This window comes from Pantoea sp. Lu_F5_004 (assembly GCF_051136245.1).
Lineage (GTDB): Bacteria > Pseudomonadota > Gammaproteobacteria > Enterobacterales > Enterobacteriaceae > Pantoea > Pantoea agglomerans.
Window position 1 is genome coordinate 1,648,408 of the sequence record NZ_CP194946.1, and the last position, 14,927, is coordinate 1,663,334.

A 14,927-nucleotide genomic window follows, 5' to 3' on the forward strand; every position below is an offset into this window, starting at 1 on the left:
TGGCTGCTGACATTTTCCGTTTATCTGGCGTTGCTTTACTGACGGCTATCCACAGTCCGCAGGAGCGAGGCGATGACAGCCACACCGATACTGGAAATGCGGGGAATTACCCGGCGCTTCGGCAGCTTTTATGCCCTGAAGGGCGTCGATCTCACGGTTTATCCCGGTGAGGTCCACGCGCTGATGGGGGAGAACGGCGCAGGTAAAAGCACACTGATGAAGATTCTGGCCGGTGCCTATACCGCCAGCAGCGGGGAAATTTTAATTGAAGGCAAGCCCTGGGCGCTGAAAGGGCCGAAGGAGGCACTGGCCGCCGGGATCACCCTGATTTATCAGGAGATCAACCTGGCACCCAACCTGACGGTGGCGGAGAACATTTTTCTCGGCAGCGAAATCGCGCCTGGCGGGCTGGTCAGGCGGCGGCAAATGGCCGAAGAGGCGCAGCGGGTCATTGACCGGCTCGGCGCGCAGTTCAGCGCCTGGGATCGGGTCAGCCGCCTGAGCATCGCCGAGCAGCAGCAGGTGGAGATCGCCCGCGCGCTGCAGCGCAACAGCCGCATTCTGGTGATGGATGAGCCGACCGCCGCGCTCTCCAACCGCGAAACCGAACAGCTGTTCGCGCTGATCAAACGGCTACGCAGCGAAGGCATGGCGATCATCTATATCAGCCACCGCATGGCGGAGGTGTATGAGCTGTCCGACCGCGTCAGCGTGCTGCGCGACGGGGAGTATGTGGGCAGCCTGACCCGTGACCAGCTCAACGCCAGCGAACTGGTGCGGATGATGGTCGGACGGCCGCTCAGCGACCTGTTTAACAAAGACCGTGCTATCCCGCTGGGCGATATCCGGCTGGCGGTCAATCACCTTACCGACGGCGGCAAAGTGCATCCCAGCAGTCTTGAAGTGCGTGCCGGAGAGATTGTCGGCCTGGCCGGGCTGGTAGGCGCAGGCCGCAGCGAGCTGGCACAGCTGATTTTTGGCGTGCACAAGCCGAAAGAGGGCGAGATCTGGATCGATGGCGAAAAGGTCACCATCCATTCACCGCGCGATGCAATTGCACGCGGCATCGGTTTCCTCACCGAAAACCGTAAAGAGCAGGGACTGTTTCTGGAGATGGCGGCGCAGGAGAACATCGTGATGGCGACGCTGGAACGTGATGCCAGTTACGGGATGCTGAACCGCCGCAAAGGGCAGACCATCGCCAGTGAGGCGATCGCTTCACTCAATATTCGCGTTCCTCACGCTCAGGTCCGGGCGGGCGGTCTGTCGGGCGGTAACCAGCAGAAGCTGCTGATTTCGCGCTGGGTGGCGATTGGCCCGCGCATCCTGATCCTCGATGAGCCGACGCGCGGCGTCGATGTCGGGGCGAAAAGTGAGATCTACCGGATGATGCAGGAGATGGCGCGGCAGGGCGTGGCGATTCTGATGATATCCAGCGAACTGCCGGAAGTGGTCGGGATGAGCGACCGCGTTTACGTGATGCACGAAGGCACCATCGTCGGTGAGCTGGAGGGCAGCCACATCAGTCAGGAAAATATTATGACGCTGGCAACCGGTGCGCACAGCGCGTCAGCAGGCGAAAACTAAGGAGACCACCATGACACAACTGGCCCGCACCAAAGCACCGACGCTGAAACGCGCCCTGATGGGCGATCTGCTGCAAACGGTGGGTATCCTGCCGATTCTGATCCTGATCGTGGCGGTATTTGGTTTCGTCACGCCGAACTTCTTTACCGAAGCAAACCTGCTCAACATCACCCGTCAGGCGTCGATTAACATCGTGCTGGCGGCAGGCATGACCTTTGTGATCCTCACCGGCGGCATCGACCTGTCGGTGGGGTCAATGCTGGGAACCACTGCGGTGGTGGCGCTGGTGGCGTCGCTGGATCCGATGCTGGCTTCCATGACCATTCCGATGGCGCTGGGTGCAGGCCTGGTGATGGGGCTGTTCAACGGCATTCTTGTCGCCTGGGCCGGGTTGCCGCCCTTTATCGTCACGCTTGGCACCTACACCGCGCTGCGCGGAGCCGCTTACCTGCTGGCGGATGGCACCACGGTAATCAATTCCGATATTAACTTTGAGTGGATCGGCAACGGCTATCTCGGGCCGGTGCCGTGGCTGATTGTGATTGCCTTTGCGGTGATCGCCATCTGCTGGTTCATCCTGCGCCGCACCACGCTGGGCGTCCATATTTACGCGGTTGGCGGCAATATCCAGGCGGCGCGTCTCACCGGTATCAAGGTCGGAATGGTGCTGCTGTTTGTCTACGGCATGAGTGGCCTGCTGTCGGGGCTGGGCGGTCTGATGAGCGCCTCGCGGCTTTACAGCGCCAACGGCAACCTCGGGGTGGGCTATGAGCTGGATGCGATTGCGGCGGTGATCCTCGGCGGTACCAGCTTTGTCGGCGGCATCGGCACCATCACTGGCACCCTGATTGGCGCGCTGATTATCGCCACGCTGAATAACGGCATGACGCTGATGGGGGTCTCCTATTTCTGGCAGCTGGTAATCAAGGGCGCGGTCATCATCATCGCGGTTCTGATCGACAAATACCGTACCCGTCATCATGTGAGTTGAGTCTTAAAAGGGCGGCTGTGCCATTTCACCTCCGCCACCTAAAAAACGCCATTAAGTGGTTGGCACCTTGAAAACAGCAGGAGAAGGTCTATGCGTTTTAATCCGATTGTAACCGGGCTGCTGGCGGCGACGCTGTTCAGTACCGGCCTGGCTCAGGCAAAAGAACTCAAATCTATCGGCGTAACGGTCGGCGATCTGGCAAACCCCTTCTTCGTGCAGATCACCAAAGGCGCGGAGATGAAGGCGCGTCAGCTGGCGGGCGATAAGGTGAATGTGACGCTGGTCTCCAGCGGCTACGATCTCGGTCAGCAGGTGGGCCAGATTGATAACTTTATTGCGGCTAAAGTCGACATGATTATCCTCAACGCCGCGGATTCCAAAGGGATCGCCCCGGCGGTGAAGCGGGCGCGTGATGCCGGTATTGTAGTGGTGGCGGTCGACGTGGCGGCCGATGGCGCGAATGCGACCATCACCTCCGATAACACCGAGGCGGGCGCGATGGCCTGTAAATATATTTCTGACCGCCTGAAGAACAAAGGCAACGTGGTGATCATCAACGGACCACCAGTCTCTGCGGTGCAGAACCGCGTTGAAGGCTGCATGACCGAGCTGAAAACCCATCCTGACATCAAGCTGCTCTCTTACAACCAGAACGCCAAAGGCAGTCGTGAAGGCGGACTGGAAGTCATGACCGGTCTGCTCTCCGCTAATCCAAAAATTGATGCGGTGTTTGCCATCAACGACCCGACAGCGATAGGTGCAGACTTAGCGGCGAAACAGGCGCAGCGCAGTGAGTTCTTTATCGTTGGCGTCGATGGCTCACCGGACGGTGAAGAGGCGCTCAAGCGCAAGAATTCACTGTTCGTCGCGACGCCTGCGCAGGATCCACAGGTCATGGCCGCCAAAGCGGTCGAGATTGGTTATGACATTTTGCAGGGCAAACCGGCACCCGATAAGCCCGTGCTGATCCCGGTGAAACTGATCGATCGTAATAATATCGGCAGCTACCAGGGCTGGACGGTGAAATAAGCTTTAGTGCGGCACCTTTAGGGTGCCGCTCTCAGGAGGCCGCTATGCAACGTTCAGAGGTTAATTATTACCTGCAACATACGCGCGAGTTTTTCCGGCAGCAGGATGTGCATCTGCCGCCGTGGGCCGATTTCGATGTGAGCCAGTGGCGGGCTCAGGATCGTGAGGTCGCGCAGGAGATTCTGGCGTTGCGGCTGGGCTGGGATCTCACCAGTTTTGGCGCGGCTGATTTTCTGCAGACCGGGCTGACACTGTTTACTCTGCGCAACGGTTCACCAAACGGGCAGCCGTGGCATAAACCCTACGCCGAGAAAATAATGCACGTACGGGAAGGGCAGCAGACGCCGATGCACTACCATCCGCGCAAGATGGAAGACATCATTAATCGCGGCGGCGGGAATCTGATTGTCGAACTGCATAACCGCGATGGTGACGGGCTGGCTGACTCGCTGGTGGCGGTGTCGCTGGATGGCCTGCGCCAGACCCACGCCGCCGGTTCACAGCTGCGGCTCTCACCGGGTGAAAGCGTGACGCTGGAGGCGGGCATCTGGCACAGTTTCTGGGGGGAAAGTGGCTTCGGCGACGTGCTGGTGGGCGAGGTATCGATGACCAACGATGATGAAAACGACAATGTGTTTCTGACGCCGCTGGCTCGTTTCAATCCGCTGCAGGAGGATGAAGAGCCGCGCTGGCTGCTGTGCAACGATTACGCGCACTGGCTATCCTGCGCGCGGCAGGCGTAATCAGGCAATCTGACTGGCACGCGTTGTTGAATCGGGTTTCACCACATCGGCCGAAAAGACATAGCCCAGTCCGCGAATGGTGCGGATCAGGTCGGGCTGGTGCGGATTAGTTTCGATTTTACGGCGCAGCCGCATGATCAGCACGTCGATGGTACGGTCAAACACGTCGAGACTTTCGCTGTGGGTCAGCTCCAGTAACTGATCGCGGGTCAGTACCTTGCGGGCGTGGCGTACGAGCGCGCGTAACAGGCTATATTCCCCCTGGGTCAGCGGCACCAGCTCGCGCTGCGGATTAAACAGCTGGCAGCGGCCATCATCCAGTTGCCAGCCGCCAAAACGCCAGCCCTCCTGTTCAGGGTCGGCCTGGGCAATGCGTCCGCTGCGACGCAGGGCCGCCCGGGTTCGCGCCACCACCACGCGTGGATTAAAGGGTTTGGCGATGTAGTCATCTGCGCCCATCTCAAGGCCCACTACCATCTCCGCTTCAGAACCCATACCGGTCAGCATAATCACCAGCACTTCGGGTCGCTGACGCTGAAGCTGCTGCAACACCAGTAGCCCGTTGGTATCGGGCAGCATCATATCCAGCATCACCAGCGAGATCTCAGGGTGTTCGCTGAGCATCGATAGCGCCTCGCGTCCCTGATGGCAGCGGTAGACCGTTAACAGATGTTCACTTAACGCATCCTGCAAGACGTCGCAGACTGCAGGATCATCATCCACCACCAAAATTGCTGGCTTCATTGCGCGGCCTCAATGTTACGAAAGAGTTAATTCAGGAGTCTACACAGGCCAGAAAAGCTTGCTGAGGCCGCGTGCTGAAACGTGACCAGCTTCGCCTGTGAGAGTGCGGAAGCGTGCGCTGGCGCAGAGTTTTTCGGGGCTGCCTGTTTGCCGCAGGAAAACGATTGCGCGGCATCGGTGCATTGCACCATAATCGCGCCTCGTTTTGGTTCGGAATTCTCTTAGGCGTACCCGGCTCTGCCAGGTAATCGATTGCGTCGGGAGATGGCATGGCAATTGCTTTGGGCAGTGGGTAAGTCAGGGATTTCAGGCGATTCTGGCACGCAAGTATGCAGCGGCCAGCATCAGTGTCCCGGAAACAGAATAATCAGCATGCAAACCCCTTTGGCAAGTGAGACTGATGTCTCCTGTATCGAGAGATGATGATGTTAGAAAAACTATTCAAACTCAAAGCGCATAACACGACGGTTCGTACTGAGATTATCGCCGGGATCACCACCTTCCTGGCGATGGCTTATATTCTGTTTGTGAACCCAAGTATTCTGGGCGCGACCGGCATGGACAAGGGTGCCGTATTTGTCGCCACCTGTCTGGCGGCGGCGATTGGCTGCGTGCTGATGGGGCTGATCGCCAACTATCCGATTGCGCTGGCTCCGGGTATGGGACTGAACGCCTTTTTCACCTACACCGTCGTGCTGCACATGGGCTATACGTGGCAGATTGCGCTGGGCGCGGTGTTTCTCTCGGCGGTGATTTTCTTCGCGATGTCGCTATTTAAGATTCGTGAATGGATTATTGCCAGTATTCCGCTGCCGCTGCGCGCCGGGATTGGTGCCGGTATCGGCCTTTTTCTGGCACTGATTGCGCTGGAAGGGGCGGGCATTGTGGTCGATAACCCGGCAACGCTGGTGGGCATTGGCGACCTGACTAAACCGGGTCCGCTGCTGGCGATGCTTGGCTTTGTGGTTATCGTGGTACTGGAAGCGCGTCGGGTGACGGGCGCAGTGCTGATCGGTATTCTGCTGGTGACCTTTATCTCAATGGGCATTGGTCTTTCGCCCTTTGCCGGGGTCTTCTCTGCACCGCCGTCGATTGCACCGACCTTTATGCAGCTGGATATTGCCGGCGCGTTTAACGTCGGCCTGATCAGCGTGATTTTTGCCTTCCTGTTTGTTGACGTGTTTGATAACACGGGCACGCTGCTGGGTGTGACCAAACGCGCCGGTCTGGCGGATGAGCAGGGTAACGTGCCGAAGATGGGCCGTGCGCTGATTGCTGACAGTGCGGCTGCGCTGTTTGGTTCACTGCTCGGCACCTCGACCACTACCAGTTATGTGGAATCGGCGGCGGGCGTGAGTGCCGGTGGCCGTACCGGCCTGACCGCGATTGTGGTCGCCGTGCTGTTCCTGCTGGCCCTGTTTTTCTCGCCGCTGGCCTCCAGTGTTCCGGTTTATGCCACCGCGCCTGCGTTGCTGTTTGTAGCGGTGCTGATGGCATCGGGCCTGGCAGAGATTGACTGGAAAGATATCACCACCGCCGCGCCAGTCACCGTGACCGCGCTGACCATGCCGCTGACCTATTCGATCGCCAACGGCATCGCGTTTGGTTTTATTACCTGGACGCTGGTGAAGCTGCTGAGCGGACGCGCGAAAGAGGTGAATGCGGCGCTGGTTATCCTGTCGATTCTGTTTGTGATTAAGCTGGGATGGTTGAGTGCTTAGTTGTTGCCTGGCGGCAGGGGGGCGCTTAGCAGCGGGCTGGCTATGAGCGGGTTTCGCATGGCTGCGGGCTGACACTGAGCGGATTTCGCCTGCAAGGCGATGGGGCGTTTTAGTCCACTTAGCCGCGCGTTAGCACTGAGCGGGTTACGCCCGCCAGGCGATGGGGAGTTTCAGGTTGCCTGAGCAGGCGGACGCGTCAAGGGGCGGACGCCCGCCCCTTAACAATCCCGGCGTCCGGCTGCCTGCGCGCCCCGCGTAGCGGGGTGCCTTCGTCACGTCCTGCGGCCGACGGACCGTCCGGACTCGCCATCCCTGGCTCGTGCCGTCCTTTCGCCGACGTCCTGTCGGCTCCCGGCTTCCGGTTGTTCCTCAGCGCTGCGGACGCCTCTGGTAAACCCCTGCCGGTGGGTTTGTTACCCGGATGGGCAGCCTCAGGCCGCTGAAAGCGGGGGAGGACCAGGCTTATTTCACTTTGTAGCAGGCTGACACTGAGCGGGTTACGCCCGCCAGGCGACGAGGATTTTCAGGTCCTTTAGCAGCGCGTTAGCACTGAGCGGGTTACGCCCGCCAGACGTATGGGAGTTTCAAATCACTTTGCAGCACGTTAACACTGAGCGGGTATCGTCCGCCAGGCTATGGGGCAGGCGGTGTCTGATACACTGCGAAACATTGCAATAGAGCGCATATGGCGGAGTTGTCGTTATTCACGGCTGTTCTCGTTTATGCGTTTAAATTATAAAAGCATTTCACTTGTGGCGTTTGTTGTTACTCGTTACTCCATTTCAGCGGTGTATTTAATTCCATTATTTCTCACATCATGGCTATCAAAAATCCGGGGTTCCACTGTACTCCAACTCCAGGTTGCATTTCCCTGATGGTAAAAAAAGAGGGTTTCACACATACTCAGCGTTGACAGGATCTCTGAGCGTTTTAGTTAATTCAGGTAAGCTGATTTTAATGTTGAGCTGGCGGAAAGTTTTCTTACGCTAAATCAGTGTTATTGAAATGCCTATTTAAGTTGTGAATTTACCCGTGATAATTGCTGTTCTGGCCTGTTTATAAGCCTGCAGCCAGGGAGAAGAGATATTAAGGCGTGGGTGAATTTAGTCGCCGCCATCTCCCCCGTCACCCCCGTTACCTCCCGCACCGCCGTCACCTCCCGTGCTGCCACCATTCCCTCCGTTCCCCCCTGCGCCACCAGCACTACCATTGCTGCCATCCCCTCCATTTCCACCGTTTCCGCCATCTCCCCCCATACTGCCGCTTCCTCCATTCCCGCCATTGCCTCCGGCCTGGCCATTCTGTCCAGCACCTCCGTTCCCGCCATTTCCACCGTTTCCTCCCAGGCCGCCATTTCCGCCATCACCGCCATTGGCTCCGGCACCACCATTTCCTCCTGGCCCTCCATTTCCTCCGATACCCCCGTTTCCCCCTCGTCCTCCATTTTCACCCGGACCGCCATTGGCCCCGGCACCGCCGTTCTGACCCGGTCCGCCATCAGAACCTGCAGCGGCATCAATGAGAATGACATTATGGTGTGAACTCAACATATCCGTTATGTACTCAGCATGCGCATACGGAATGATGATTAGCGAAGCTAACAAAGTGATTGTTTTCATTTGAAAATCCTTTTCAGAAAACTTTCTCCACCGGTACCTCCGTTACCACCCGCACCGCCTGCGCCACCCGCACCACCTGCGCCACCCGCACCGCCTGCGCCACCCGCACCGCCTGCGCCACCCGCACCGCCTTTACTTGATGTATCGGGATTATCGGCGCTCCCACTATTGCCGCCATTACCGCCATTGCCGCCTTTTCCTCCGTTAGTACCTTCTCCCGGAGCGCCTCCTTTGCCTCCCGCGCCTCCGTTTTCACCATTGCCTTGTTGTCCGTCTTTGCCTGCTGAGGGCTGGAGGGTGGTATTTGAGGATGAAGTATTCATGTCGCCGGCAGTCTGAGCCAGCGAGTAAAAGGGACATGCTACGGTCAATACGGTGGCTAAAAATAATGGGTAACTTCTGGTAAGTTTCATGTGCTGTTCCTGTGCTAACAGTGATAATGCTCCTGCCATAACGGTTACAAACAGGAGCTTTTTAGTTAATGGACGCCAGACTATCAGTCTCCGCCGCCATCACCGCCGCCATCACCGCCGCCATCACCGCCGCCATCACCGCCGCCATCACCTCCTCCATCACCACCGCCGTTGCCTGCATCATTTCCGTTACCGTCACCACTCCCGTTAGCATTCCCGGTGCCGTTATTACTGTTATTACCCTGATCAGAACCGTTGCCGTTTTTACTGCCATTATCATTATTGGAATTATTACCATTCTGGCTGGCGTTAGCGGCGCCATTACCATCACTTCCGCCAGCACCACCCGCGCCGCCAACACCTCCGGCACCACCTTGCCCGCCTAACGCTCCTCCTGCACCCCCAGCGCCACCTGCGCCACCTGCGCCTCCTGCACCAGTAAGAATGAAGGAAGATTTAGAGGTATTGACGTCAATGTTTGCTGCACTGATATCAAATTGCCTGGCCATACCCTGAGTGGAGTACAATAAAACCATACTCGCTAACACAGTCATATTTTTAACTTTCACAATGAATCCTCTTTAAGTGAGTAATTAAATTTATTATCTGCGCTGCCAAAGGTATGATAATTCTCACTCAACAGTCCTTGTCTGGAATCCTCCATGTTGGAGTTTCTTTATGCGTACTTTATTTAATTTATATATGAAAAACAGAAATGCATTGCCAGTATGTGGCGCTGATTCTAATAAATAGCTTCGCCAGTCGGCTGCTATTTATATTGCACAGCAATTATAGAGTGACAAGTTTAATAATGATGATTTTTGTTGCTGTGTATGTTTTTATATTTCGCCTGCAATATACTTCAGTTATGTTACGACTTTTAATTTCATCTGCCGATGCAGCTGATGATCGGGTCAGGCAAACCTATTTATCTCTGAGATTGCCCTAAAGATCCGTTCGTATTGAGGGATGATGACGGACGGTACCCCGTAATGCCTTTTACACAAATACTATCGTGCAGACGGGCAGGCTCATCAACGCACTCAGCGCGTGTTCTGCCGATACTGCCGGGCTGGAAGAGCATCCTTATGCTTGTCTGTTCTGCCATATTCACCGCAAGAATAAAATTCTCATCGCATGCGTCACATTTCAGCTAAAACGATACGGCTAAAACAGGGACCAGCACCGACTCAGATTGGTTACGGAGCGAGCAAGCCAGCCACAAGCCACAATCGATAAAAAATGGCTCCCATGGGAGCCAAATACTGCATGTTTATAGGTCATCAAATGTCCCTGGTGAAGGGTATAAAAGTTATCGGCCATCTTTCAGCATAATTAAGCGCAGCCACAATAGATTAAACCTGACAGACATCAAATTTTTCAGATGCCAGTACATTTAAAACCCCATCCTGTAAGCGCCACTCTGCACACCTGAACCAGTGCAACTCCTGCACCCGTGAGGAGCCTGCGATCTCAATTTATTTACCACGTCAGCTTAACTGCAATTTTTTACAGCGGTCGGTAGGTTATTATTATGATGGTTTTCCATCATCCTTTTATAAAAAATAAGTGGTTAATTTGCAGATTAATTTTATTTTTTAAATTATTTTTAAGAGTAGTGTTTATTTAAACGAATAAAATCATGGGCATCCTGGTCGCGGGTTTTGCTTCAATGCTAAAAATTATTTTAACACGCTGTGCCAGCTGTCTGGCATCCAGAGTGACGTTAATTACATAACTGTTATTACCAGGAAAATTGCCGATAAATTATAAGCCAGGCGCTAAAGCCCTGACATTATGCTGAAAGACAAAGAGTTCACTAAGGTTCAGAAAATTTCCGGATTTTCTCTTTGGATGCTGATACTGACCCGGATAGCTGTTGCGCGAGTCCTGCAGGAGGCCCTGGTAAAACTGCGTAATCTCGCAGGAGAAGTGACCCCTGTCACCAGACTGATTAGCGATAACAACGACATTCTGGCGGGTCTGACTGAGCAGCAGGCTGCAACGACGGCAGTAAGGACTGCCAAATAACAGATTCAGTCATTAAGCGCCATTACTGGCCGCTTTAAATTGAGGAGGTATAACGTCGGTGAGTGAGCGATTGGTCGGCCTGTTGCTACTGTTTATGCCCAACCTCAGCTGGGTGATGCAATACCAAAAGGATGAGATATATTTTTCAATATGAACCAGGCCAACGCGATAAGAACGTCACCATAGTGACTACTGTGCTGATAGTGTTTCACTATTATGACGATATCAGCGCCTGAGTTTTAACTTAATTATGTGATGAACGGGTAGCTGAATGCACCAGAAGTATGAGTACGTTAAAGACATAAAGGCACGTATCGACCTGTTACTTTTACAACTCAGCGAGGGCCGTTATACCTCGCTTGATACCTATATCAATAATTTAGCGCTTCTGAAGGTTGCTTATCGTGAATTAGAGCCGTTAACCAGCGATCCTGATTTTCTGTTCTGGTTGCAGCAAAAAGATCCCACATTTCTGCTCGAGATTGCCCTGACTGGAAGGGTGTTAATGGCACTGCAAAATTTTTTCAGGTTAGCGTCCAGCGAAAATGAATGAGGTCAGGACCGGCAACATCCTAATCATTTCTTTTCATCCCTGGCACCCTCGTTTTGCAATACCGATTCCAGAAATTTTCTCTGTTGCTCTGTCAAATCAAGCCGTTTTATTTTCTGAACAAGCTGTTCTGGTGGAACGTCACCATAACTGCGGCTTTTTTTATGATGCTGGTCTGCCGCTAAAGCATGGTTAAAGAAAGAGAATATCAGAATCCAGAACAGCGCACAGAACAGGCATAGCAATGTCCAGACAGTTCTTCGTTTTATTTTCAATGCATGTGCTCCGGTTTTCTATTAATCAGATAGTCTGGTTTTACTAACTCAAATTGGCATGGCACTTTGAACCAAAATTTTTTAGATGAAGCAGTATGCACGGCTGATTTATCGGTGCAATACACCCATAGTGATGCTTTCGATATCTTTTAGTGAAAAATATAAAGGTAAATATATGAAGCTGCATCACCTGCGTTATTTCATTGCTGTCGCGGAAGAAGGGCACTTTGGCCGCGCAGCTGAACGGTTAGGGATTGGTCAGCCGCCTCTGAGTTTGCAGATACAGCGTCTGGAAAAGCAGATGAAAATAAAATTGTTTAATCGTCGTTCCAGAGGGGTTGAACTTACTGAAGGCGGAAGTGTGTTACTTAAGCATGCGCGACATATTCTGGCTAATGTTGATGATGCATTGAGTGATGTGCAACGCTTCAGGCGGGGTGAATGCAACGAAATAAATTTAGGATTTGCAGGCGGAACCTATTTCAACCGGGAAATCGCCGCTCGCCTTTGTCAGTTTAAGTGTAATCATACTGAGTTACTGCTGAAGTCCGTACTTGAAGGCCACACGCCTGATCTTATCCGGAAGCTTCTTGAAGGAACTATAGATGCGGCATTTATTCGACCACTAACGGATACGCTGGATGGCCTTGCGCTTACTCCGGTTTTACAGGAGCCGCTGGCTGTTGTTTTGTCGGTAAATCATCGGCTTGCTCTTTCAGGCGGCGCTATTTCGCTGGATATGCTCGCCCACGAGCCGTTTGTTCTCTGCGAGAGAAACAACATCGGGAGAATGTTCGATACTCTTATGGCTGCCTGTCATCAGGCAGGGTTCACACCTGTACGTGGGCAGGAGGCGCTACAGATTGAGGCGATCATACCGATGGTAAGTGCCGGTTTTGGCATTTCAGTTGTTCCTGATTCTATGCGAAATAATCTGCATAGCGGGGTCGTGTTCTTAACGATTGAGGGCCAGGCACTCAATACTGGCGTCATACTCGCAACCCGGTATCGTGATGCATCTCCGGCAATCGGTAAATTGGTGAATTCCGTTAAGAATGATAGTGCGGGCACTGATGAAAAAAGAAAGCCGGTTTGAGATGGCTGAATGGTGGTGAGTTACAGTGCCAGGTTATTACCGCTCACCATAAGGGGGAAAAAATGATGATTTTTGCTCAGGAATTAATTTTTTGTTTCTGACGTTATTTGTAAGTATGATTTATCTGTATTTCCGAGGGCTACTTTTTTACAGGTAAAAATGAAGATGAAATCATCATTAATTATATCCAGGATTTTTATGTACGGGCAGAGCCTGTATGTTTTAAAGCCTTACAGATACCGACCGCAAAAGTTAAATGACGCTTTTATGACAAGCGCGGCAGATTTGTGAACGTACAGGGTAATGAAATAATAAATTAAATTAATATGAAACATAATGAGCCTGATAATTTAAAGCCCTGGCAACAGGCTTATGATTAATTTTAAAGGCTTCAGTGCCTGTATAATTTATGATTTGTTGTGATATTTCGAAAGTGCTGATTAATTTTTCTGTAGATTTTATACGTGATAAATATTCATTGAAGTTAAAAAAACAGATGCCGATAGATCTATATCGCTGCCCCCTTTAAGGAAGTATAATGAAAATCTCTACACGCCTCGGTTCCGGATTTGGCACATTAATCATCTTTTTCTCCATATGTATCGTTGTCGCTATTCACTCTTTATATCAGGCTAAAAGCACGCTTGAGTCAGTTGTTCAGGGTGATATGAAAAAAACAAAATTAATCAATGAACTTACCCTGGCGCAGCGCGATATGGCGATAACCGTCAGGAATTTATCACTCTTTTCAGATCAGGCTCTTATCCAGGAGCAGTCTGATCGTCTGGTTAAACTGAAGGCTAAATTTGCTGCCAGCAGGGATCAACTGAATACGATGATCAGCCAGTCTGGCGATACGGAAGAATATAAAGCCTTTGCGAAGATCAGTGACAGCGAGAAAAATGCTCTGGATGCCTTCAGTAACACCGTTCCGCTGGCACTGGCTAAAAACAGTGACATCACGGTTAAGTATCTGTTGGAAAAAGTCAGACCCGCACAGGTTCCGCTGCTTGAAGGCCTTACCCGGATGAGTGAAATCCTGGCAAAGCAGTCGGATGACTCAGTTAATCAAAACGCGAAAAATACCGAAAGAGCCTACATCATTTTGGTGACGCTTTTAGTTGCGGCTATTTTGTTCGGCACGGGCACCAGCATCTATCTTATTCGTAAACTCATGAGCGAGCTTGGTGATGAACCGAGCACAGCGCGAAAGCTTGCTTATGCGATCACGAATGGGGATCTGACCACACCGGTTAACTTGAAGAAAAATGACACTCTCAGTCTCATGGCCTCTTTAAACAGCATGCAGGTTCGGTTACGGGATATCGTTTCAGAGATTAAATCAGGATCTTCTTCAGTCGCCCTTTCTGCGAATGAGATTTCTGAAGGTAACAATGAGCTAGCATCCCGCACTGAACAGCAGGCTGCTGCCTTGCAGGAAACGGCTGCGAGTATGGAACAGCTCACCGCTACGGTACAAAATAACAGCAGAACTGCCAGGGACACAGCTAACTCAGCGAGAGATACCGCCTCGATTGCAAAACGAGGCGAAACGGACGTCAAACGGATGTCAGATACGATGAGTGATATTTCAAAAAGCGCGTCTAAAGTCAGAGATATCACCGCCGTCATCGAAAGCATCGCATTCCAGACTAATATTCTTGCCCTGAACGCAGCCGTTGAAGCGGCACGAGCGGGAGAGACGGGAAGGGGCTTCGCTGTCGTCGCGTCTGAAGTCAGAACGCTTGCACAGCGTAGTGCGACTGCCGCGAAAGATATTAAAGCGTTAATAGAGCAGGCTGTCGGACAGGTTGAATGCGGCGTCACTGTTGCCAGTGATACGGGTTTGAGTATTCTCAAAGTCGTGCATTTAGTGGATGAACTGGCTGAATCCATGGATGCTATTGCAATGTCATCGGCTGAACAGATGCAGGGGATTTCTCAGGTGAGTATTGCAGTCAGTCAGATGGATGGGGTGACGCAAAATAACTCTGCTCTGGTAGAAGAATCATCAAGTGCTTCTCAGTCACTCTCTGAGCAAGCGCAGTCTCTCAGGCTGATTGTAGAGACCTTTAAAGTATAAATTGTCCCGGCGCTGACATGCGCGTTGGTTAAATTCCAAAGCAAG

The 14,927-nt window shown here is 52.7% G+C and carries 14 protein-coding genes; 10 read left to right on the forward strand and 4 right to left on the reverse strand.

The features are described from left to right. The first annotated feature begins 72 nt into the window (after nt 1-72). The 4 genes from ACR8BN_RS07570 to ACR8BN_RS07585 all read left to right on the forward strand — a co-directional run bounded on the left by ACR8BN_RS07570 (nt 73) and on the right by ACR8BN_RS07585 (nt 4,350). Nucleotides 73-1,587 carry a sugar ABC transporter ATP-binding protein gene (locus ACR8BN_RS07570; protein ID WP_434747484.1) on the forward strand — a complete coding sequence of 505 codons (1,515 nt, stop codon included), beginning with the start codon at nt 73-75 and terminating at the stop codon, nt 1,585-1,587. 10 nt (nt 1,588-1,597) lie between these two features. Continuing rightward, complete coding sequence (locus ACR8BN_RS07575; protein ID WP_010670880.1) at nt 1,598-2,578, forward strand: ABC transporter permease subunit; 981 nt, start codon at nt 1,598-1,600, stop codon at nt 2,576-2,578. A gap of 90 nt (nt 2,579-2,668) precedes the next feature. After that, entirely contained in the window at nt 2,669-3,607 is a 939-nt protein-coding gene (locus tag ACR8BN_RS07580) for an ABC transporter substrate-binding protein (protein WP_010670879.1), read from the forward strand. Nucleotides 3,608-3,651: 44 nt separating this feature from the next. Beyond that, the gene (locus tag ACR8BN_RS07585) at nt 3,652-4,350 is read left to right on the forward strand and encodes a D-lyxose/D-mannose isomerase (protein ID WP_434747485.1); all 699 of its coding nucleotides are present in this window, start codon (nt 3,652-3,654) and stop codon (nt 4,348-4,350) included. On the opposite strand, the gene ACR8BN_RS07590 is transcribed toward ACR8BN_RS07585, so the two are convergent. Next, the gene (locus tag ACR8BN_RS07590) at nt 4,351-5,094 is read right to left on the reverse strand and encodes a response regulator (protein WP_010247750.1); all 744 of its coding nucleotides are present in this window, start codon (nt 5,092-5,094) and stop codon (nt 4,351-4,353) included. 422 nt (nt 5,095-5,516) lie between these two features. On the opposite strand from ACR8BN_RS07590, the gene ACR8BN_RS07595 reads away from it, so the two are divergent. After that, complete coding sequence (locus ACR8BN_RS07595) at nt 5,517-6,815, forward strand: NCS2 family permease (protein WP_212685931.1); 1,299 nt, start codon at nt 5,517-5,519, stop codon at nt 6,813-6,815. Nucleotides 6,816-7,824: 1,009 nt separating this feature from the next. On the opposite strand, the gene ACR8BN_RS07600 is transcribed toward ACR8BN_RS07595, so the two are convergent. Then, nucleotides 7,825-8,346: a hypothetical protein gene (locus ACR8BN_RS07600; RefSeq protein ID WP_425032367.1), complete on the reverse strand. Its 522-nt coding sequence runs from the start codon at nt 8,344-8,346 to the stop codon at nt 7,825-7,827. Nucleotides 8,347-8,447: 101 nt separating this feature from the next. Beyond that, nucleotides 8,448-8,621 (reverse strand): hypothetical protein, encoded by a 174-nt coding sequence (locus tag ACR8BN_RS07605; protein ID WP_168769773.1) that lies wholly within the window; start codon nt 8,619-8,621, stop codon nt 8,448-8,450. A gap of 294 nt (nt 8,622-8,915) precedes the next feature. Between ACR8BN_RS07605 and ACR8BN_RS07610 the strand changes: the two genes are divergently transcribed. The 3 genes from ACR8BN_RS07610 to ACR8BN_RS07620 all read left to right on the forward strand — a co-directional run bounded on the left by ACR8BN_RS07610 (nt 8,916) and on the right by ACR8BN_RS07620 (nt 11,431). Continuing rightward, nucleotides 8,916-9,233, forward strand: a complete 318-nt coding sequence (locus ACR8BN_RS07610; protein WP_434747486.1) for a hypothetical protein — start codon at nt 8,916-8,918, stop codon at nt 9,231-9,233. A gap of 1,411 nt (nt 9,234-10,644) precedes the next feature. Continuing rightward, nucleotides 10,645-10,878 carry a hypothetical protein gene (locus ACR8BN_RS07615; protein ID WP_109650644.1) on the forward strand — a complete coding sequence of 78 codons (234 nt, stop codon included), beginning with the start codon at nt 10,645-10,647 and terminating at the stop codon, nt 10,876-10,878. A gap of 271 nt (nt 10,879-11,149) precedes the next feature. Further along, entirely contained in the window at nt 11,150-11,431 is a 282-nt protein-coding gene (locus tag ACR8BN_RS07620) for a hypothetical protein (RefSeq protein ID WP_069026510.1), read from the forward strand. Between the two features lie 23 nt (nt 11,432-11,454). On the opposite strand, the gene ACR8BN_RS07625 is transcribed toward ACR8BN_RS07620, so the two are convergent. Further along, nucleotides 11,455-11,703, reverse strand: coding sequence for a hypothetical protein (locus tag ACR8BN_RS07625; protein ID WP_031591060.1), 249 nt, complete (start codon nt 11,701-11,703; stop codon nt 11,455-11,457). A gap of 85 nt (nt 11,704-11,788) precedes the next feature. Here ACR8BN_RS07625 and ACR8BN_RS07630 point away from each other — a divergent pair, with 85 nt between their 5' ends. Beyond that, on the forward strand, nt 11,789-12,799 hold the full coding sequence (locus ACR8BN_RS07630) for a LysR family transcriptional regulator (RefSeq protein WP_134160687.1): 1,011 nt from the start codon (nt 11,789-11,791) through the stop codon (nt 12,797-12,799). A 538-nt stretch (nt 12,800-13,337) separates the two neighbouring features. Beyond that, complete coding sequence (locus tag ACR8BN_RS07635; protein ID WP_134160685.1) at nt 13,338-14,882, forward strand: methyl-accepting chemotaxis protein; 1,545 nt, start codon at nt 13,338-13,340, stop codon at nt 14,880-14,882. Nucleotides 14,883-14,927: the final 45 nt, after the last annotated feature.

Bases quoted from the DNA above. Each gene is read 5' to 3' on its own strand.
- ACR8BN_RS07570 (WP_434747484.1), top strand. From the start codon at position 73: ATGACAGCCACACCGATACTGGAAATGCGGGGAATTACCCGGCGCTTC.
- ACR8BN_RS07575 (WP_010670880.1), top strand. From the start codon at position 1,598: ATGACACAACTGGCCCGCACCAAAGCACCGACGCTGAAACGCGCCCTG.
- ACR8BN_RS07580 (WP_010670879.1), top strand. From the start codon at position 2,669: ATGCGTTTTAATCCGATTGTAACCGGGCTGCTGGCGGCGACGCTGTTC.
- ACR8BN_RS07585 (WP_434747485.1), top strand. From the start codon at position 3,652: ATGCAACGTTCAGAGGTTAATTATTACCTGCAACATACGCGCGAGTTT.
- ACR8BN_RS07590 (WP_010247750.1), bottom strand. From the start codon at position 5,094: ATGAAGCCAGCAATTTTGGTGGTGGATGATGATCCTGCAGTCTGCGAC.
- ACR8BN_RS07595 (WP_212685931.1), top strand. From the start codon at position 5,517: ATGATGTTAGAAAAACTATTCAAACTCAAAGCGCATAACACGACGGTT.
- ACR8BN_RS07600 (WP_425032367.1), bottom strand. From the start codon at position 8,346: ATGTCATTCTCATTGATGCCGCTGCAGGTTCTGATGGCGGACCGGGTC.
- ACR8BN_RS07605 (WP_168769773.1), bottom strand. From the start codon at position 8,621: ATGGCGGTAATGGCGGCAATAGTGGGAGCGCCGATAATCCCGATACAT.
- ACR8BN_RS07610 (WP_434747486.1), top strand. From the start codon at position 8,916: ATGGACGCCAGACTATCAGTCTCCGCCGCCATCACCGCCGCCATCACC.
- ACR8BN_RS07615 (WP_109650644.1), top strand. From the start codon at position 10,645: ATGCTGAAAGACAAAGAGTTCACTAAGGTTCAGAAAATTTCCGGATTT.
- ACR8BN_RS07620 (WP_069026510.1), top strand. From the start codon at position 11,150: ATGCACCAGAAGTATGAGTACGTTAAAGACATAAAGGCACGTATCGAC.
- ACR8BN_RS07630 (WP_134160687.1), top strand. From the start codon at position 11,789: ATGAAGCAGTATGCACGGCTGATTTATCGGTGCAATACACCCATAGTG.
- ACR8BN_RS07635 (WP_134160685.1), top strand. From the start codon at position 13,338: ATGAAAATCTCTACACGCCTCGGTTCCGGATTTGGCACATTAATCATC.